This window comes from Pseudoalteromonas sp. PPB1 (assembly GCF_015356275.1).
Lineage (GTDB): Bacteria > Pseudomonadota > Gammaproteobacteria > Enterobacterales > Alteromonadaceae > Pseudoalteromonas > Pseudoalteromonas rubra_D.
In genome coordinates, this window is the sequence record NZ_JACEQV010000021.1 from 45,729 (window position 1) to 64,708 (window position 18,980).

At 47.5% G+C, this 18,980-nt stretch carries 17 protein-coding genes and 1 pseudogene; 12 read left to right on the forward strand and 6 right to left on the reverse strand.

From position 1 onward, the window contains the following. Positions 1-116: 116 nt before the first annotated feature. A complete protein-coding gene (locus tag IY568_RS18565; RefSeq protein ID WP_194868368.1) occupies positions 117-2,618 on the forward strand; it encodes a PilZ domain-containing protein in 2,502 nt (833 codons plus the stop codon). 40 nt (positions 2,619-2,658) lie between these two features. Here IY568_RS18565 and ampE read toward each other — a convergent pair whose 3' ends face one another. Continuing rightward, the gene (ampE, locus tag IY568_RS18570; RefSeq protein ID WP_194868369.1) at positions 2,659-3,543 is read right to left on the reverse strand and encodes a beta-lactamase regulator AmpE; all 885 of its coding nucleotides are present in this window, start codon (positions 3,541-3,543) and stop codon (positions 2,659-2,661) included. An 11-nt stretch (positions 3,544-3,554) separates the two neighbouring features. After that, on the reverse strand, positions 3,555-4,091 hold the full coding sequence (gene ampD, locus IY568_RS18575) for a 1,6-anhydro-N-acetylmuramyl-L-alanine amidase AmpD (protein ID WP_194868370.1): 537 nt from the start codon (positions 4,089-4,091) through the stop codon (positions 3,555-3,557). A gap of 189 nt (positions 4,092-4,280) precedes the next feature. On the opposite strand from ampD, the gene nadC reads away from it, so the two are divergent. The 7 genes and pseudogenes from nadC (at position 4,281) to yacG (ending at position 10,879) form a co-directional block, all read left to right on the forward strand. After that, positions 4,281-5,120, forward strand: a complete 840-nt coding sequence (nadC, locus tag IY568_RS18580) for a carboxylating nicotinate-nucleotide diphosphorylase (RefSeq protein WP_194868371.1) — start codon at positions 4,281-4,283, stop codon at positions 5,118-5,120. Between the two features lie 397 nt (positions 5,121-5,517). Then, the gene (locus tag IY568_RS25345; RefSeq protein WP_138539313.1) at positions 5,518-5,985 is read left to right on the forward strand and encodes a pilin; all 468 of its coding nucleotides are present in this window, start codon (positions 5,518-5,520) and stop codon (positions 5,983-5,985) included. Positions 5,986-6,034: 49 nt separating this feature from the next. Next, entirely contained in the window at positions 6,035-7,267 is a 1,233-nt protein-coding gene (locus IY568_RS18590) for a type II secretion system F family protein (protein WP_125559031.1), read from the forward strand. A gap of 22 nt (positions 7,268-7,289) precedes the next feature. After that, positions 7,290-8,165: a prepilin peptidase gene (locus IY568_RS18595; protein WP_125559029.1), complete on the forward strand. Its 876-nt coding sequence runs from the start codon at positions 7,290-7,292 to the stop codon at positions 8,163-8,165. Between the two features lie 4 nt (positions 8,166-8,169). Then, a pseudogene (coaE, locus tag IY568_RS18600) lies at positions 8,170-8,780 on the forward strand (dephospho-CoA kinase). Between the two features lie 108 nt (positions 8,781-8,888). Continuing rightward, a complete protein-coding gene (gene pilB / locus IY568_RS18605; protein ID WP_125559025.1) occupies positions 8,889-10,565 on the forward strand; it encodes a type IV-A pilus assembly ATPase PilB in 1,677 nt (558 codons plus the stop codon). Positions 10,566-10,636: 71 nt separating this feature from the next. Next, positions 10,637-10,879, forward strand: coding sequence for a DNA gyrase inhibitor YacG (yacG, locus tag IY568_RS18610; protein ID WP_010383557.1), 243 nt, complete (start codon positions 10,637-10,639; stop codon positions 10,877-10,879). 46 nt (positions 10,880-10,925) lie between these two features. Here yacG and IY568_RS18615 read toward each other — a convergent pair whose 3' ends face one another. Continuing rightward, positions 10,926-11,435, reverse strand: coding sequence for a Spy/CpxP family protein refolding chaperone (locus IY568_RS18615; RefSeq protein WP_125559023.1), 510 nt, complete (start codon positions 11,433-11,435; stop codon positions 10,926-10,928). Positions 11,436-11,643: 208 nt separating this feature from the next. Between IY568_RS18615 and IY568_RS18620 the strand changes: the two genes are divergently transcribed. Genes IY568_RS18620 through IY568_RS18630 form a run of 3 tightly spaced genes read left to right on the forward strand, consistent with a single transcriptional unit; the run spans position 11,644 to position 14,681 of the window. After that, complete coding sequence (locus IY568_RS18620) at positions 11,644-12,330, forward strand: response regulator transcription factor (protein ID WP_194868383.1); 687 nt, start codon at positions 11,644-11,646, stop codon at positions 12,328-12,330. 1 nt (position 12,331) lies between these two features. After that, positions 12,332-13,711 (forward strand): ATP-binding protein, encoded by a 1,380-nt coding sequence (locus tag IY568_RS18625; RefSeq protein ID WP_194868372.1) that lies wholly within the window; start codon positions 12,332-12,334, stop codon positions 13,709-13,711. Then, complete coding sequence (locus tag IY568_RS18630) at positions 13,701-14,681, forward strand: alpha/beta fold hydrolase (protein WP_194868373.1); 981 nt, start codon at positions 13,701-13,703, stop codon at positions 14,679-14,681. The genes IY568_RS18625 and IY568_RS18630 overlap by 11 nt, the downstream gene beginning before the upstream one ends. Here IY568_RS18630 and IY568_RS18635 read toward each other — a convergent pair. Further along, positions 14,674-15,564, reverse strand: coding sequence for a cation diffusion facilitator family transporter (locus IY568_RS18635; protein WP_010383564.1), 891 nt, complete (start codon positions 15,562-15,564; stop codon positions 14,674-14,676). The genes IY568_RS18630 and IY568_RS18635 overlap by 8 nt on opposite strands. Positions 15,565-15,763: 199 nt before the next feature. Here IY568_RS18635 and trmL point away from each other — a divergent pair, with 199 nt between their 5' ends. Further along, positions 15,764-16,228 (forward strand): tRNA (uridine(34)/cytosine(34)/5-carboxymethylaminomethyluridine(34)-2'-O)-methyltransferase TrmL, encoded by a 465-nt coding sequence (trmL, locus tag IY568_RS18640; protein ID WP_194868374.1) that lies wholly within the window; start codon positions 15,764-15,766, stop codon positions 16,226-16,228. A 46-nt stretch (positions 16,229-16,274) separates the two neighbouring features. Here the strand turns inward: trmL and hpf are convergent, their stop codons facing one another. Together hpf and IY568_RS18650 are read right to left on the reverse strand one after the other, a co-directional pair. Then, positions 16,275-16,631: a ribosome hibernation-promoting factor, HPF/YfiA family gene (hpf, locus tag IY568_RS18645; RefSeq protein WP_010383567.1), complete on the reverse strand. Its 357-nt coding sequence runs from the start codon at positions 16,629-16,631 to the stop codon at positions 16,275-16,277. A gap of 210 nt (positions 16,632-16,841) precedes the next feature. Beyond that, complete coding sequence (locus IY568_RS18650; protein ID WP_125559015.1) at positions 16,842-18,956, reverse strand: YjbH domain-containing protein; 2,115 nt, start codon at positions 18,954-18,956, stop codon at positions 16,842-16,844. Positions 18,957-18,980: the final 24 nt, after the last annotated feature.

Consider the following 18,980-nt stretch of genomic DNA (forward strand, 5'->3'; position numbering starts at 1 on the left):
TGCTTAAATTAAAACTCAATTAAGCTTAGTTCAACAGTAAGCGTTAATACTGACATAAATTTGGCAAAGGCTGAAACAATAACCGGGTAAGATCTGCTGATTTAAAATGTGTACCTATGGCTGAAGATAAATTACAACAATACCAAGACTTAATAGATGAATTAAAGATTGATCTCGGCGATCCAAATTTTGACTTTATCTTCAAGCAAAAAACGGCGCAACTCAGTAAGCCTGACCAGTTCCTGCTAAAAATGGAAATGACCCGGCTATCTCAGCCCGTAGCGCGCTTTATTGACCTGCGTGGTCAGGTATCCGGGCAGGTTAAACCCTATGAGCATGACGGCAAGCAACATTTTATGGACGACGTTGCAATCCGGGTGTTTGAGCAGGAAGTCGCCCGTTATGGCGGATACACCTTAGCCGTTTACGAAGCGGTCATGAACACCGACAATAACTTTAAGGTCATGCAAAAGCAGGCGGCCCAACAACAAGAAGAAGACACGCCAGGGCTAGATCTGTCTCAGTCAACACAGTACATCCGCTTTGCTTCATACGAGAGTCGTATAGAAGAGCGGATGAATTATTCAATCAAGATCACGGTAGAGTTTGGCAATCAGCGGATCGCCAATGCCAGTACGTCAGACATATCCCTCAGTGGCGCGAAAATAAAGCTGGCCCCAAACTATCACTTACATAAAGGCGATTTAGTGTCGCTGAGGCTGGTCGGCCTTGAGCAGGATTTTGAACTGGGCCTGAAAAGTGGGATCCAGTACGAGGTGGTCGCCGTCGATCCGGTCTCCAGCGAGTATAACCACATTCGCCTCAAGCGTACTTATGTAGAGAATAACAGTGGATTTGATGACTTTTTACAGAGTTTTATCCACGGCAATAAGCGCCGCTACAAAATCAACCTGGATAACACCATGGATGCCGTTGTGTGTAAGGGATATGAGCAATATTACCTGCCCCGAGTTAATTCACTGTTCGTGTTTTTTAGCCAGGCTAAAACCATGCTCTACCCGAGCCTGGTGCTCACAAATGAAAACAACGCACACATCAACTATTACTTTGAAGATGAAAGAAAAACATCTTCACTATACAGTGTCTTTAATCAGCAGCGCCTTGATATGCTGCTGCTTCGTCCTGAGCCGGTGAAAGAAGCGTACTGTTACACCTTCACCCATGGCAAAAATGGCAAAATCTATTTTTACTCAGCATTTGACTGGGAACTCAAAAAATCGGCCGAATTACGTGATTTATTTATGGGATTTGGCAGTCAGAAAGACAGCTGGCGGATCTTTAAAGTCCAGCTGATGCCCAGCCACCATGAAGATGCCTTCATTCCGCTCTCTTTACCCTCCAGCGCTGGCAAGAATGTGGAGAAGCTCAACAAACGTCCAACCCCACGTGTACAGGGGCTGATTGAAAACGTGAAATACCTGATGACCCTCAGCGATATTACCACCGAGCAACAAACGGCATATTATCAGGCACTGGATTATCCAAAAGAGCAAGTTAATCTCATTAAGCAGTTTGGCCATGGCAAAGCTAAAGTGCCTCCCCCACTGGAAGTCGTCGCACTAGAGTACGTCAACCTGCGCTCACACAAACGCTATCTGTATAAGACCTCAGCAACGGTGATACAAGAGGATGGTCAGGCGCTGCATGGCCATACCCGCGATTTCTCAGTCATGGGCCTGCAAGTCGCACTTGAAGAACCAGCGACACTGCAAAAAGGCGATATTGTGCACCTCGACCTGCCCGAGCTGCAAAAAATTACCAAGCAGCATAATCTGACCAAACTCAGATATGAAGTTATGGCCGTCAATAAAGCAAAGACCATCATCAATCTGAAGGTCAACATTCTCAGTAATGTGCAGCATACTGCGATCACTTTTTTTAAGGTCCTGATTGAGAGTAATAAGAACAAACTTCAGCCATGCGAAGAAGCCCCCAGAATCCCCGGGCTCTCTCATGCGCTGCGTAACATGGTCACTAAGAGCATTTGCCAGTTTCCTTTGTACCTGCACAAATCTGCGGCCCATTTTAGAATTGGCGCCGTTGCTCAGGGACTCTACCCGACAGCGCTACACAAAGTGTTACTCAGCCAGGTGTTTCACCATAATCATCAAGAGTATGTCCAGAGCGAAGGTTTACTACCGATTGAGTTTATTGGTGACTATCTGAGTGAGCGCTTGCGCAAGCAGTCGCGTCAGGATAAACCCCTGCAATATACGGTATTCCTGCGCTTTGACCCTCAGGCCACGGAACTGAAAGAAGCACTGAAAAGCCAATGTGTCGCAGCGGGGGAGTCTCTGGATCCACTGTTTTTATTTATCAAACGGGCGCTCAAAAAAGAGTTACTATTTATATTTCATCTGTATATCTCCAAAACAGGCCGGCCCGATATGGATTACCTGGCCAACGAGCTGAGATATGTCAGCCATTATGCAATACACAAAGCCAAAGGCCTGGAAGAAGCACTGTGGAATGTAGCTGGGGTATGTGATCTGATAGATGTGACAGATCAGCTACTGTCAACGCTGGATGTTCAGCCCAATCAGTTGGCAGCAATGACTGAACGCAAGCAAACCTGGTTAGCTGCTCAGCCAGGTTAAGCGTGTTCCCGACAGGGTCAACTGTCGGGACAAGTCGTTGTTAACTCAGACCACCAAACAAAGTCAGTAGTGCTGTCAGGACCAAAAAGAACAGAATATTACGTTTAACCAGGCGCATCATACAGGTTGCTTCATAAGTACAACCAAAAAACTGCTGCTCTATTTGCTCAGCGGCCAGTGCAATATCACTCACCACACGCCTATTGGGGGTATCAAAATCCAGTAAGTACTTGAGCCAACACCCTGTGCCTTTTGTAAAGTTACCAATGATCAAATAACCAAAGCTGGCAACCCGGGCTGGCAACCAATCAAGCCAGAAGAGTAACCTGGAAAACCGCTGTGTTTGTTCCCCCAACGTACTGCGCAGTAACGCAACCTGCTCAGGCAGGTCGTCTTCCTGACGTTCAGTGAGCGTTGTAACCAGGTATCGCACCGTTGCATATAACACCGCACCTGGTGTGCCTAATACGACAAACCAGAACATCACCGCGCAATAGTGCTGGAAATTAATCCATACCAGCGTTTGCCCGAAAGTTTCACCATTTCGCTCTGATTCAGTCCGCTCTTGTCCCATTTGCAGTGCATACAGTGTCACTGCTTCAGAATCCCCTCGTGTCAATGCATTGAGATAACCTTTGTACAAGCGGCGGTAACGTCCACAGCCAAAGCATACCAGTAAGATCAGTACATTGAGTATCAGCTGAAATATAATGAAGTCAGAAAAATGGTACACCATGGCAATCAACGCTGTGGGTAGTACCAACCAGATCATCACGCCAGGATCAGAACTGAAAACCCCTTTTTCACGAAGCTGATGTTTGCTCCATGTCAGGTACTTACCCATATAGTAATCAATCTGCCAATGTTCTGAGCGGGCACCAAGGCGCTCAATAACCAAAGCAATTATGATAGAAATTAACATCATGTCCGTTACTCTTATCTTATCAATGCAAAATATTTGTCCCAGTCGAACGCTACGCCAGGATCGTGTTTACGACCAGGTGCAATATCACTGTGCCCGACAATGCGATCTCTGGTCAGCCTAGGAAGCTGCTGCTGCAACCATATCGTGAGCTGAGCCAGGGCCTGGTATTGTGCTTCAGTGTACGACGTCGTATCAGTCCCTTCCAGCTCAACACCAATACTGAAATCATTGCAGTTGTCTTGTCCTGCGAATTCAGATACCCCAGCATGCCAGGCACGTTTATCAAACGGCACATACTGGATAACCGTCCCGTCTCGACGGATCAGGCAATGGGCGGATACCCTCACGCCTTGCAGAGAGTCAAAACTAGGATGCGCCTGACAGTCCAGAGTGCCCATAAATAGCTCATCTATGTAGGTGCCGCCGTACTGGCCCGCAGGCAAGGAAATACAATGTACCACCAGTAATGAAGGAGCACACTCAGCCGGGCGTTCATTATAATGGGGTGAGTGCCGCTGATGAGCACCTGGCAACCAATTTACCTTCATAAATAGAACCACTTAGCCTCTTTACTATGCTATTACCTTAGCAAGTTTGCCATACTTTCACTATGTTATTTTGACACTAGGGACAGACCATCGCAAAGTATCCCAGTGAGACCACCAATAAACGACATTGTCATTAACTGGCGTAACACAGTAGAATTAGGTTATTGAATAGCAAAGCCAAGATAACCCATGTTAAATGAACAGATCCCCCAGCTGGTTAAGCTGGCACTTGATGAAGACTTGAATAACCAAAGCGCTGCTGAAGGTGATATTACCGCAGCCCTGATCCCCGTCTCCCAGCAAGCAAAAGCTTATGTCATCACACGCGAAGCGTGCGTATTTTGCGGTAAAGACCTGATCCTTGAGGTATTCAGACAAGTGGACCCCAGTGTTGAGGTCAATGTGCTGGTCAATGATGGCGATGCCTTGCAGCCAAATCAGCGCATTTTTGAAGCAACAGGCAGTGCACGTGCGATCCTCACAGCTGAGCGCACCGCACTCAACTTTGTACAAACCCTGTCGGGTACAGCCACATCAACTGCACTTTCTGTTGCCGCACTCGCAGATACCAATACACAATTGCTGGATACACGAAAAACCATCCCGGGCCTGCGCGCATTGCAAAAGTACGCAGTAACTTGTGGAGGGGGCAAAAACCACCGTATCGGATTGTTTGATGCATTCCTGATCAAAGAGAATCATATTGCAGCCTGTGGCGGGATTGCTAAAGCGGTTACACAAGCCAGACAAAACCACCCGGATAAGCCCGTTGAGGTTGAAGTAGAAAGCCTTGATGAGCTGCAACAAGCGCTCGATTCAGGCGCAGATATCATTATGCTCGACAACTTTACCGTTGAGGACATTCAAATTGCCGTTAAACAAACTGCCGGTAGAGCTAAGCTGGAGGTCTCGGGTAATATGACCTTAGATAAACTGGCGATGTATGCGCAGGCTGGCGTGGACTACATTTCAAGTGGTGCGTTGACGAAACACCTGCAGAGTATAGACTTATCTATGCGCTTCGAGTAACAGGTGTAACGGCTTTGTAAGGAAATACAAAGCCCGTTCGTTGACAAGAATGAGAAAACACTTTTTAATACGAACAAAGAATTAGCAGCTAAATAATTCTTGCGCTCGATCCCAGACCAGCTCTTTGTGTTAACAGAGCGAGTAAGACATACGACAGTAAAGCTCGATGGTTGCCAGACAGTTAAAAATCAAAACTGTCATAGTTATGTTGTAAACTGATGAGTGATTCTAGTCATGATGACTTAGGATAAAGTTATGATTATCAGTATTGATTTACAACAAACTTATTATAGGAATAAAGACCTATACTTGGTCCTATTCTGAGAGCACAAATTTAATAAACCCCTGGTGTGAGTAGTTGCTGGCATCGGGTCTAATATCCCTTAGGAGACACATCATGACGCAAAGACAACAGGGTGGTTTTACCCTTATTGAATTAATGATTGTAATCGCAATCATTGGTATTCTTGCTGCCGTTGCCCTGCCGGCTTACCAAGACTACATTAACCGTGCTAAAGCCTCTGAGCTGATGGCTGCTTCAACCATGCCTAAGGCCTGTGTGACAGAAATTTCACAGGTTGGTGGTGCACCAGCAAACTGTGCTTCTGCCACTACTGGTGAGCAAACCGAAATGGTTGATTCAGTTGTGGTTGGTGCAACAGGTGCTATCACCATCACAGGTAAATCAGACATGGCGGGCGTCTCCGTTGTTGTGACTCCGTTCAACGGCAACACTGCAGCGACTGCAGCAAACTTCACTGCAGGCTTCACTATCTCTGAGTGGAGATGTACAGCGACGGTAAATGATGCTTCTAAGACAGCATGGTTACCTGCCACTTGTACCGTATCTACAGCTAATCCTTAATAGCTGACTAAATGAGGGAGCCTGGCTCCCTCTATTTAAATCATACCTTATGAACCAACCCGACAAAAACTCTGCCAAAGTCGATACTTTTATCTGGGTCGGCGTTAGCGCCCGTGGTAAACGTTTACAAGGCGAACTAACTGGCACCAGTGTGGCCCTAGTCAAAGCGCAACTGCGCAAACAAGGGATCACGCCATCTAAAGTAAAACGCAAGCCTAAACCCCTATTCGGGTTCAGTAGCACACAAAAAATTACCCCAAAAGACATTGCCGTTGTGACCCGGCAAATTGCCACTATGCTGACTGCCGGTGTGGCTCTGGTACAGGCGTTGGATATGATTGCCTCAGGTGCCAAAAATAAAAGCCTCAGCAAGCTTATCACGCACATTGCCGACGAAGTCAAAGCAGGCCAACCGCTGGCCAAGTCCCTGCGTAGCCACCCGAGATATTTTGACGAATTATATTGCGACCTGGTTGAATCTGGCGAGCAGTCGGGTGCGTTAGACCGCATCTTTGACAGAGTAGCGCTGTATAAAGAAAAAGCAGAAGCACTCAAGTCTAAGATCAAAAAAGCAATGTTTTACCCAATAGCTGTACTTTCTGTCGCCCTGATCGTGACCTCCATATTATTGATTTTTGTGGTCCCGCAATTTGAAGAGATTTTCACCGGATTTGGCGCTGAATTACCAGGCTTTACACTGATGGTACTGGGCATTTCTGAGTTTATGCAGGAATACTGGTGGCTGTTTCTTATTGGCCTGGGTGGCGCAGGCTATGCCTACAAAGAAGCACTGCAACGTAGTCCTGCCGTTCGTCACTTTAACGATCGAATGGTACTGCGGATCCCGGCGATTGGCGAAATCCTGAAAAAAGCCGCCGTTGCCCGCTATGCTAGAACGTTATCGACCACCTTTGCAGCGGGTGTTCCTTTGGTCAATGCGCTGGATTCAGCCGCTGGTGCTTCCGGCAATATCATCTATAAAAATGCGATTTTGGATATTAAGGGTGAAGTCAGCTCAGGTAACCAAATGAACTGGGCGATGCGCAACGCCAGAATTTTTCCCGATATGGTAGTGCAAATGGTCTCCATAGGGGAAGAATCAGGTGCACTGGACAGTATGCTGGCCAAAGTCGCCAGTATTTATGAGCAGGAAGTGGATGATGCAGTCGATGGACTATCTTCATTGCTTGAGCCTATGATCATGGTGATCCTGGGTGTGCTGGTTGGTGGCTTGATTATTGCCATGTATTTACCTATATTCCAGCTCGGCACCGTCATTTAACACAATAAAAAAGACCCTATTTATGCAAGAAGTTTGGCACCTTATGGAGCAGCAAACCTGGTTTTGGTTGCTGACTGTCGCACTGACCAGTGTGTGTATCGGCAGCTTTTTAAACGTTGTCATTTATCGCTTACCCATTATGATGCAACGCAACTGGCAGAGCGAATGCCGAATAATTCTGGAGCAGGCGCCACAGCAAGCTGAACCTGCCACTTTTAATTTGATGGCACCCGGGTCTACCTGCCCTAAGTGCAATACTAAGATCAAACTACATCATAATATTCCCTTGCTCAGTTGGTTACTGCTCGGTGGCAAATGCGCATACTGTGATACGCCAATTCCCAAGCGCTATCCGTTGGTTGAGTTATTTACAGGCGTGGCTTCACTATGGTTGGCATGGCATTTCTCAGCCACGCCCCAAGCGCTGGTATACATACTGGTAACCTGGGTACTAATTGCACTGATCTTCATTGATATTGATCATATGCTGCTACCCGACCAATTAACCCTCCCCTTACTTTGGTTTGCTCTGTTGGCGGCCGTGGCAGGCATCACCATTCCGCCATCTGAAGCCATTATTGGTGCGGCCGTTGGTTATCTGAGTTTATGGAGCATTTACTGGGGATTCAAGCTATTGACCGGCAAAGAAGGCATGGGGTTTGGTGATTTTAAACTATTAGCCGTATTTGGTGCGCTGATGGGCTGGCAGTCACTGCTACTCATCGTGCTGCTCTCAAGTGTTGTTGGGGCAGTGATCGGCGCAACACAACTCGCTGTGCAAGGCAAAGATAAAGCCAGCCCTATCCCCTTTGGTCCTTACCTCGCGATTGCCGGCTGGCTAACGCTATTGTACGGTGAGCAACTCAGCCGCTGGTATCTGTCGTTATTAGGAGTATAGCGTTATGGCCAACTGGATCTTGGGCTTAACTGGCGGTATCGGTGCCGGAAAAACAACGGTGTCTGACTACCTGAACAAATTAGGGATTGATGTTGTGGATGCCGATGTTGTGTCCCGAGAAGTGGTGGAACCAGGCAGCGAGGGGTTAAATGCCATTGAGGCTCATTTTGGGGCGCAGATCCTGACGGCTCAAGGCACGTTAGATCGCTCAAAGCTGCGCAGCATCATCTTTGCGGATGAAAACGAAAAAAACTGGCTGAACGCCTTACTGCACCCGCTGATCCGCACGCAATTACTTACCCAGCTGCCCATGCTGACAGCGACTATGTCATTCTATCTGCTCCTTTGCTGTTTGAAAACGGGCTAGAACAATACTGTGATAAAACCCTGCTTGTCGATGTACCTGTTGAAGTGCAACTCACACGGACTTGCACACGAGACAACGCCCACCAGCAGCAGGTTGAACGCATTATTGAAGCGCAAATGAGCAGAGCCGACAAACGTGCAAAAGCTGACTTTATTCTCGATAACAATCAGCCCCTAGAAGCGATGCAAACTGAACTTGTCGCCTTACACCGGGCGTTTTTGCTGCTGGCAGAAAAAAAACGTGCCTGATCTTTACGATACAGGCTCACACAAAGCAGGGTTTACGACCAAATCGCTACCCGTATCCAAGCATTTTTTGCTACATTTAGTGTAACTCGTTGAAGTCTTAAGAGCATTATGGAACATCACTCGCCGTTACTGAGAAAGTTTATTACCCTTGGCAAACTGACTGCCGAGCAGGTCAAAGCCAAACAAGCAGACGCCCATTCAACGGCTGAGCTCATCTGCCTGTGTAGTGGCATGAGCAGCCAGGAGATGGCCGAGCAATGTCTGGACTTATTCAGAGTACCTTATTTCGATCTGAACGGCTTTGACATTACCCAGGTTCCCAAGGAGCTGGTCAAAGAAAAGTTGATCCGTCAGCACCACTTGCTGCCTCTGGTCAAAAAAGATCGTAAGCTCTTTATTGCGACTTCAGATCCCACAGATTACGGCGCATTCGAGAACTTTGAGTTCAGCACCGGCCTGCAGTGTGAAGTGGTGGTTGTAGACTATAAGCTACTCGATCAGAAGATTGACCAACTTTTTGACGATAATAGCTCTCTCAGCCTCAGTGAAGACGAGTTTAAAGAATTTGCCAGCCTGGATGTCGAAGACGAGCCCAAACAACAGAACACCGACGAAGAAAAAGACGATGCGCCTATCATCGTGTATATCAACAAGATCCTCATGGATGCAATTAAAAAAGGCGCCTCGGATCTCCATTTCGAACCCTATGAAAAGAAATATCGGGTGCGCTTTCGGATCGACGGCTTATTACATGAAATGGCGAGCCCACCGCATGCACTTTCCAGCCGTTTGTCGGCGCGCATCAAAGTCATGTCTCATCTGGATATCGCCGAAAAGCGAAAACCCCAAGATGGCCGCATCAAACTGAAAATATCAGAGCGCAAAAGCATCGATTTCCGTGTTAGTACTCTGCCCACCATGTGGGGCGAAAAAATCGTAATGCGGATCCTCGATTCATCAGCCGCCAAACTGGGCATTGAAGCACTGGGTTATGAAGCAGATCAGAAAAGTATGTACCTAAATGCACTCGATCAGCCTCAGGGGATGATCCTGGTCACCGGACCGACTGGCTCAGGTAAAACAGTCTCGCTTTACACCGGCCTGAATATACTCAATAAACCAGAGCGCAACATCAGCACTGCGGAAGATCCAGTCGAAATTAACCTGGAAGGTATCAACCAGGTTCAAATCAATACCAAAGCGGACATGACCTTTGCCAATGCACTGCGGGCATTCCTGCGCCAGGATCCCGATGTGGTTATGGTTGGTGAGATCCGGGATCTGGAAACTGCAGAGATTGCCATCAAGGCAGCACAAACCGGTCACCTGGTTATGAGTACCCTGCACACCAATTCAGCCGCAGAAACCCTGACCCGCTTACTCAACATGGGCGTACCGGCCTATAATGTGGCCAGCTCTGTCAGCCTGATCATTGCCCAGCGCCTTGCCCGTCGATTGTGCCCCAAGTGCAAAGAGCCAGAACAATTGCCCACAGAGGAATTACAACGTCAGGGCTTTAGCGCAGATCAAATTGAGAATATGACCCTTTATGCGCCCAAAGGATGTGATCACTGTACCGATGGCTATAAAGGCCGGGTAGGTATTTACGAGGTAATGAAGATCACTCCGGAAATCTCGCATGCCATCATGGAAGGCGGTAACTCCCTGGAGATTGCTGAACTTGCTACAAGTAAAGGCTTTGCAAATCTGCGTCAATCCGGATTGAAAAAAGCTGCGGACGGGATCACCTCACTGGCAGAGGTCAACCGGGTAACGAACTACTAATTCCCCCGGTGTCAGTGACTGCCAGCACATAGCACAGTACAATAGAGAAAATTAGTAATGCAGAGGTGTGTATGCCTGTATCTGTAAAGTGCCCTACCTGCCAGGCTGCTGTGGTCTGGTCGGCGCAAAGCCCGCATCGTCCATTTTGTTCAAAACGCTGTCAGCTGATTGATTTAGGTGAGTGGTCTGAAGAAAATAATAAAATTTCAACCCCACTTAACAGTGCGGATCTGTCGCCGGAAGCGGCCCGGGATATGGTGGAAGATTTAGAGGCCATGCTGGCCAAAAACGACGACAGTTTCTTTAAAGAGTAGATATTAGCCCGGTAGTCATCCGGGCTATACCCCACAGCCATACTCGTTACGAAGACTGATGTTGATGATGCTTTTTAGCCATTCGCTTATGACGCAGCTGCTTAAGTTTGGCGCGCTGCTCTTCAGTCAGAATATGATACACCTTGTGTTGTGTTTCTAACCTTATCAGCATCATTTCACGCTTTTGAGGCTGAAATTGCTCCAGTAACACTTCCGCCTGGGCTTTATCAAACTGCTCCGCCTCAATCAGTGATTTAAATGCGTCACGATGTTCACCTTTGACTTTATCACCGCGAAGGCTCTTAACCTGCTCTCGTTGTGCGTCAAAAAGGCTTTTCAATTCATCTTGCTGACTTTGAGTCAGCGCCAGGTGCTTCACGGCACGCTTAGATAGCAACATATGTCCCATGCTTTTCATCGGTTTCATACTCGTTGCCCGAGACTGTGTCTCGTTCTCGCCCGTATCTGCCAGTGCTGCATTGCTACCCGCCATCACTGAGGCGAGTACCAAGGCTTTCAATGTACTGCGAACTTTGCTCATAGTGTGTGTATTCATAATTGCATCTCCTGTTAAGCTGAGTTCAACTTTAGCAACGCCAGAGCAAAGCAACGTCAAGGCTGTGTAAAGTTTTGTCAAGAGCTGTTTCAGTCCTACACACTCACTGTTTTTTGCTTAACTTCCTGAGCGTAAAGAAGTGTAAAGTCAGCCGCCTTACTTCTATAGTAAGGTAAAATAAACACAGGAACAGTGAATGAGTAACCATATGAGTGCCAATGTACTGATAATCGACGACGATCGAGGTCTGTGTGAGCTGCTGGAAGACTATCTGCACAGTGAAGGGTGTGATGTTATTACCGCACATACAGGCCCTGGCGGGCTGGACATGGCCTTAACCAGAGAGTTTGATGTCATCCTGCTGGATGTGATGTTGCCAGACCTGGATGGCTTTGAAGTGCTCAAAGCACTGCGTGCCAAGAAAATGACCCCGGTGATAATGCTAACGGCCAAAGGCGATGATTTTGACCGTATTTTTGGGCTTGAACTCGGTGCCGACGATTACATCCCTAAGCCCTTTAATCACAGGGAGTTACTGGCACGGATCAAAGCCATTACCCGTCGTGTCGCTCACCTGCTTCACAATGCAACTGAACCCTATTTCGAATACCATGACCTGACGCTGGATCTGTCGTCGCGTACCGCCAGCATCAAAGGCACGCAATTGCCTCTAACAGGCACGGAATACGAAATGTTGCACCAGCTGGTCAAATCGGCAGGCCAGACTGTCACCAAGCAAACACTGTCACAAACGGTGCTTGGCCGTCCTTTGGCCCCCTATGACAGATCAGTGGATATGCATGTCAGCAATGTCCGAAAAAAAATCGCTTTATACAGCTCACATACTTATATCAAGACATTACGTGGCTCTGGCTATATATTTCTGAAGGCATGAAATGAGGAAGTACTTACTAATACAAGTTTTCTTATGGTTTTGGGGCACAATCGCCGCCACTTTGTTGCTACTGATGAGTGTCAGCCTGTTACAACCTGACATACTGGAAACACGCCAGATCAGCCCCGCAATGTTGAAAAATCTGCAGCACCTGCAACGTAATATTGAGCGCCGTGCTGAAAGCCGCCCTGGCCAACCCCTGTACACCTTATTACCCGCTCGACACCGCAGCCACCGACCAAAAGTCTACCTACGGCACAGCGACGACCAACGCAGTGTTATGAGCCACTCAGAGCTCAAGGAGTGGGATCTGGCGCTACTGAATTTTACAGCCAACGCTCCACCACAAATTATCGACACCGAGCAGTACCGAGCTTTTGGTCCCGTAGATATTCAACTACACGGTGAAAAGTATCAGCTTTTTCAACTAATGGACCATCGCGACCCACGCATTTTGACAAAGATCCGCTTAATGCCAACCTGGGCAAAGCTGCTGACTCTGATCCTGGCCAGCTTTGGCTTTAGCCTGTGGTTTACACGTGGCCTGTTAAAGCCGGTACGACAGCTGCAGCAAGCTGCAGCAGCACTCGCACAAGGCAAACTGGATACACGAGCCAACATCAGTGCATCACGCCAGGACGAACTGGGGCAGCTGGGTAAAGATTTTGACCTGATGGCCAGTCGCCTGCAAGCGCATGTCACACAACAAAAGCGTCTGCTGGCCGATATCTCACATGAATTGAGATCGCCCTTAACCCGTCTGCAAATGGCAAACGGCATTGCCAGCGATAAAGCGCCAGAGACGCTGTCGCCCTATCTGCAAAGAGTCGAGAAAGAAGCCCATCTGCTTGAGCAAATGCTGAGTGATATACTTCAATTGTCCCGCTTGGAATCTCAGCAGCTAACACTAAACCCATACCCCACTTCACTTATAGAATTACTTGACCCAATCCTTGACGATGGCAAATTTGAAAGTCAGCAACTCGGCAAACAGCTTGACTGGGCCCCCCTGCCTGAGCTGACCTTAACAGTTGATGCCATGCTACTTGGCCGCGCGTTTGAAAATATACTGCGAAATGCCATCAAATACGCAGACAAACAAGTTAGCCTGACAGCACAACGACAGGACGACACATTAACCGTCACCATCTGTGATGATGGTCCCGGCGTAAGTGAGGCGATGCTAGAGAAGCTCTGCATCCCCTTTTTCAGGGCGTCACAGGCCAGGACACCAGAAGGCACAGCAGAGCCAGGCGGATTTGGGCTGGGGCTGGCAATTGCGCAACATGCCATAAAAGTGCATCATGGCCATATTCAGTTTAGCAATCACAATGGCCTGCGGGTCACCGTAGAGTTGCCAATAGACCAGCATGTTTTATAGCGAAAGTAAGCACTTAATTAATAATCTACCTCGTATAGAGGCACACTGGAAACGCTGCGACCAGGGCACTTTTGAAAGCCCACTCGGGCCACTCTTTTATGCCTGTCATATACCCGTTCAAGCACAGTTTGCGGTCATCCTGGTTAACGGCCGGATTGAATCAGCGCACAAATATCAGGAGTTGTTGTGGGAGCTTGCCAATAACCAGATTGCCGTGTTTACCTTTGACCACCCGGGACAGGGTCTGTCGGGGCGGTTTCTGGACAATGAACACATTGGTTATATACCGCGGTTTACGCAGTATGGCGATTGTCTGGATGCGTTTTTCACCGAGGTAGTCTTGCCTAAGTGGCAGGGCAAGAGCGTCATCCTGGCCCATTCTATGGGTGGGGCCATTGCATGCGATTACTTATCTCGGTTTAGCAGCCCGGTTGCGGGCGCATTTCTCAGTGCCCCCATGTTTGCAATCAATACTGCGCCTTATCCTGCCTGGTTTGCCCGTGGAATTGCCTCACTGGCCTGCAACCTCGGGCTGGGTAAACGCTATGCCATTGGCCAGACAAATTACCAGCCAAAAGCCTTTGCTGACAACGCGCTCACACAATGCGAACAACGCTATACTGTGTTCAGGCAGCTATATCAACAACACTCTGCATTACAGTTGGGAGGGGTCAGCTTTCGCTGGTTGCAACAGGCACTAACATTTACCACAAACCTGGCACAGCTGCGCATTGATCTGCCACTGAGTATTGCCAGTGCACAACAGGACAGCATTGTCTGCCCTGCTGCACATTCCATGTTTGCCGCCAATAATGATGCCTGCCAGTTGTCTCATTACCCCGGCAAGCATGAACTACTATGCGAAGTCGACACCATAAGGCGGGCTGTACTAGAGCAATTTTATACCTTTGCCGTTCAGCTCATTGCGTATGATAAGCCTGAAACGCCTTCACTCAGTGCAACTAATTAGTTGGTGATACCGCTAACGACACAGGATCCTGATGGATCAGTATATCCATTTCGGCCTCAAAAGCCGCTTTAATATGTGCCACCACTTCATCACTGATCTGGTGCGCCCGCGCCAATGGAATATGATCGTCCAGCTCCAGGTGCAACTGTACAAATTTCACTTTACCACTTTGGCGGGTCCTGAGATCATGAACTCCATAAACGTCTTCATGGCTGGAAGCCAACAAAATAATTTCGGTTTTTTCTTCATCAGGAAGTTCTTTGTCCATCAGGTGGTCCGCGCTCTCCCGGGCAATTTCCCAGCAGTTATAAAGCAGATAAGCCGCCACCCCTATCGCAAACAATGCATCGGCATGCTGGACCTGCCAATGGCTTAGTAACAATGCAGTCAGCACGGCGAGATTGAGTAAAATATCTCCTTTATAGTGCAACGAATCAGCTTTGATTGCGATCGACTGAGTGCGCTTAACCACCTGATGCTGCACGACAACCACGGCGAATGTACAGGCGACAGCAAACAGACTTACCCAGACGCCAAGCAAGCTATGCTGAATGGTTACCGGGTTAAATAAGCGCTCAATACCATGAAAGGTCAATAAGCAGGCAGATCCCGCAATAAATGCAGACTGCCCGAGACCCGCCAGAGCTTCCGCTTTACCATGACCAAAGCGATGGTCATCATCAGCAGGGCGCAGCGCATAGCTCAACACCAAAAAGCTCATCATAGATGCACTGACATCAAGTAATGAGTCCGTCAGCGACCCCAGCATGGCCGCACTGCCTGATGCCAGCCAGGCCCAGGTCTTGGCCGCTATCATCAGCGCAGCCATCACCAGCGTAAAAATACTGGAAAATCGGACTAAAAAGTTATAATTATGGGCCACCTATTACCTCTACAACCTGATTAAACTTCCGAGTTAGGCTTATCTTATAGTGTAAGTCATGAAAATGAAAAATTAGTGACGCTGGTATAATAATATGGACACACTGCCCGCCTCTCTACTACTCACAAGAGTTCAGCACCACTTTTAGCCTTGATGCTGGATGCGCTATACTGCAAGCAATATTATTTTGAGGTTATCCATGTTAGACATCGTACTGTATCAGCCTGAAATCCCCCCCAATACAGGTAACATCATTCGCCTGTGTGCAAACACCGGATTTTCTTTGCATTTAATTGAGCCTTTGGGCTTCGACTGGGACGACAAACGCGTCAGACGCGCCGGCCTGGATTATCACGAATTCAGTGAAGTGAAGCGCTACCCATCACTGGAAGCCTATCTGGAAGCCCGTAAACCAAATCGCGTGTTTGCCTGCACAACTAAGGGGACACGTTATCACCATGAGCCAGACTACCAGAGCGGTGATTGTCTGCTGTTTGGTCCGGAAACAAGAGGCCTACCAGAAGACCTTATTTTCTCTTTACCACCAGAGCAACGCCTGCGCATCCCGATGCGGCCCGACAGCAGGAGCATGAATTTATCCAATGCGGTTTCTGTGTTTGTGTATGAATCGTGGCGTCAGATGGGCTTTGAAGGGGCTGTTTGAGCACCATTACGAATGAAGCCACTCGTGAGTGGCTTCTTTTTTATCTCTAATTCAGGTTCATTTCCTGAATAATTTCATGTGCGATTGGCGGGGTCGTACTCACAGGTTTTTCATGTTTGTTGGCCTTGAGCTGCCCTTTTCTGTGTTTTAACGCAGCATCCAACTTTTTAGCTGCCTGTGCGATAGCCGGATACATGACGTCATCCTCTCCTTTTACAGATATCCTGGCTCCTGAATAATTGGTGTTGATCTCAGTATAAAATTTCTTGTGTTCCTTACTGACTATGACGTCTATCGACAACAGCGACGGGAAGTGATTAGCTACTTTGGCAAACTTTTCATCAACGTGTTGCTTAACGGCTTCTGTCATATCTACATGGTGGCCTGAAAGATTAATTTTCATAAGCGCTCCCTTTTGTTGTTTACCTATATCTAAGTATTGGAGCGAAAGACACAATTCTCAAGCAGAAATTTAAGATTTTTGTCATCAAACTGAATTTATTTGTGATAGATCACGGTTAGTGGTGTGGTGACGGAAAAGTACGCAAAGAGGCTCGCTTGCTTGATACTCGATCAGGCTGTCATTAGACAGCCTGACTTCATTTGGGCTGGTTTATTTATAAGTAAGGTATGCCTCACGCAATCTGCCAAGATTTGCGTACACATAACTACCAGACAAGCGCCCCTGGTTAAAGTAGGTACGGTCCAGCGTGATCGACGTTTCTGGGACATATCCCTTTTTGTACACCAGCGCATTGGTATCCTCACCAATACGTGTACCGACACTATGACGCCATGCCTGATTACCTTTGATCTGACCGTATTCCGACACTGCCATGTCTTTTCTCGGTGTCAGTGGAATACTGAAAGAGATACCCGCTACTTGAACATCTGTATCATAGGCAAAAATTGACACATAGCTGTCACCAAACCAGAACTTAGTCTCTGCCTTGAACCCTTTGTCCTCTTGCCAGAACTCTCCCCCAGACAAGTGGAAGGTCATATCCTGCTCTACCCAGTGATATTGATAGCCCATAACATGATAATCACGATCGCCATCAAAATCCTCATAGTCAAAGAAGCCGTAATTATTGTAAAGCTTATGGCGTCCAGACGGGCTTACCCAAGCTGTTTCGTTAATAATCCCCGTGTAATCATAGTATTCACGGAAAAAGCCAACCTGGGTTTGATTGTAAAAACCGAAGGGTAAGTCAAATGTTTGATAGAAAACAGCACGCTCTAAACCGTTTTGCTCACGACGAGATTCAAACGTATCGCCTGGTTCAAAGTCTTCTGTATCGGCAACCACCGTTTGTGCTGTTATATTGATGCCTGCACCACGCCACACAGGTATCTCAAGATCTCCTCGTAATGCCAAAGAAAAGTCGTACACCCCCAAATCTGTGGCATAAGTTGAACTGAGCGCAGGACTCAGAGTTAAGCGAGGCTTAAAGTATGGGCTATTGGCTTTTCCATCTCCAATCCAGGCAACCCCTTTTTGCGCTTCCATTGCTCCTTGACGAATAGTCAATGCAGGCGAAACACCATCGGTAATAAAACGCTTATAGTCCTGTACTTTGCCTGACAGTGCCAGTAATGGAATATCATGCTTGCTTAACTGCACAACAAAACGCGCATTATCCTGATCGATATACTGGGCTATTCTGCCAAGTACCAGACCTAATGCATCAATATCATTGCGATTGAAAACGGCATTTTCGAACCCAACAATCACACTTGGCTCACGATTCATACCGACCTGAACATTCTCAAAGCCATCTTGCACCAAGGACTTTTTCAAAGCACGAATAGCGGAATTCAGGTCAGTGGTGTTCAAGTTCGCCACATCTTGTTGAGCAGCTGTTCGCGGGCTGTCTTCCCGCGCCGACACCGGTGCTGTCAGCTTTTCATTGGTACCTTTCAGTTTTTCCAATGTGCCAGCATTGTCGGGCGCGGCTTTAATCTCTGGATAATTACTCTGCTGCTGATCCGATAATGGCATAGAGAAATTGACACCAAAATATGTGTCTTTATCACTGTGGTCTGTATTGCTGTAAAAACGACTGGTCAGAGTCACAGTCCCTAAGTCATATAACCATGCTTTAGGGATGGTCACCCGTGCCGCGGCATTCACTGCGTCAGCATCATGTTCAAGTTGCAAAGCAAACCAGCTTAATGGCTGCCACTCAACCCCCGCAAACACACCGTCCATCATGCCAAAATCGTTTTTACTTTTAGCAATACCGCCTGAAAAGCGAAAGCTGTACCAATCTTTTGAAGCGACAGCAAAATAAGATTCATATTTATTGGCTGCCCCACCGATATCTCTGCCACCGATAGCCACAGAGAACCACTCTTGTGGGATCAATGGGAGCTGATATTTGGCGTTAAAAGATAAATCGCGTATCTGATTGTCGCCTAATACCTTCGCCCTAAACAAATTGTCATGCATTGTGCTGGTGGCAATTTGTCCACTGATTTCCAATCCAGACCACAATCCAGCAGAAAAAATATAATTGTAGCCATCTGTGTATTTTGATCCGGCAAAATCAAGTTGGGTGTTGTAACCAATATCAACCACACCAGGATCTTTCACTTCCGCCGTCGGGATATTAACTATGCCTGTAAAACCAGCAAAATTTTGGTATTTTTCTGGTGCCTCATCAGCGACACCTGGTAATGAGAGAGTCAGCAAGCTGCTTGCCAAAATAGGAGATAATTTAGACATAGTCCTCTGTCCGATTAACAATTA

Coding starts and splice junctions, on each gene's coding strand:
- IY568_RS18565 (WP_194868368.1), top strand. CDS start 117: ATGGCTGAAGATAAATTACAACAATACCAAGACTTAATAGATGAATTA.
- ampE (WP_194868369.1), bottom strand. CDS start 3,543: ATGATGTTAATTTCTATCATAATTGCTTTGGTTATTGAGCGCCTTGGT.
- ampD (WP_194868370.1), bottom strand. CDS start 4,091: ATGAAGGTAAATTGGTTGCCAGGTGCTCATCAGCGGCACTCACCCCAT.
- nadC (WP_194868371.1), top strand. CDS start 4,281: ATGTTAAATGAACAGATCCCCCAGCTGGTTAAGCTGGCACTTGATGAA.
- IY568_RS25345 (WP_138539313.1), top strand. CDS start 5,518: ATGACGCAAAGACAACAGGGTGGTTTTACCCTTATTGAATTAATGATT.
- IY568_RS18590 (WP_125559031.1), top strand. CDS start 6,035: ATGAACCAACCCGACAAAAACTCTGCCAAAGTCGATACTTTTATCTGG.
- IY568_RS18595 (WP_125559029.1), top strand. CDS start 7,290: ATGCAAGAAGTTTGGCACCTTATGGAGCAGCAAACCTGGTTTTGGTTG.
- pilB (WP_125559025.1), top strand. CDS start 8,889: ATGGAACATCACTCGCCGTTACTGAGAAAGTTTATTACCCTTGGCAAA.
- yacG (WP_010383557.1), top strand. CDS start 10,637: ATGCCTGTATCTGTAAAGTGCCCTACCTGCCAGGCTGCTGTGGTCTGG.
- IY568_RS18615 (WP_125559023.1), bottom strand. CDS start 11,435: ATGAATACACACACTATGAGCAAAGTTCGCAGTACATTGAAAGCCTTG.
- IY568_RS18620 (WP_194868383.1), top strand. CDS start 11,644: ATGAGTGCCAATGTACTGATAATCGACGACGATCGAGGTCTGTGTGAG.
- IY568_RS18625 (WP_194868372.1), top strand. CDS start 12,332: ATGAGGAAGTACTTACTAATACAAGTTTTCTTATGGTTTTGGGGCACA.
- IY568_RS18630 (WP_194868373.1), top strand. CDS start 13,701: ATGTTTTATAGCGAAAGTAAGCACTTAATTAATAATCTACCTCGTATA.
- trmL (WP_194868374.1), top strand. CDS start 15,764: ATGTTAGACATCGTACTGTATCAGCCTGAAATCCCCCCCAATACAGGT.
- hpf (WP_010383567.1), bottom strand. CDS start 16,631: ATGAAAATTAATCTTTCAGGCCACCATGTAGATATGACAGAAGCCGTT.
- IY568_RS18650 (WP_125559015.1), bottom strand. CDS start 18,956: ATGTCTAAATTATCTCCTATTTTGGCAAGCAGCTTGCTGACTCTCTCA.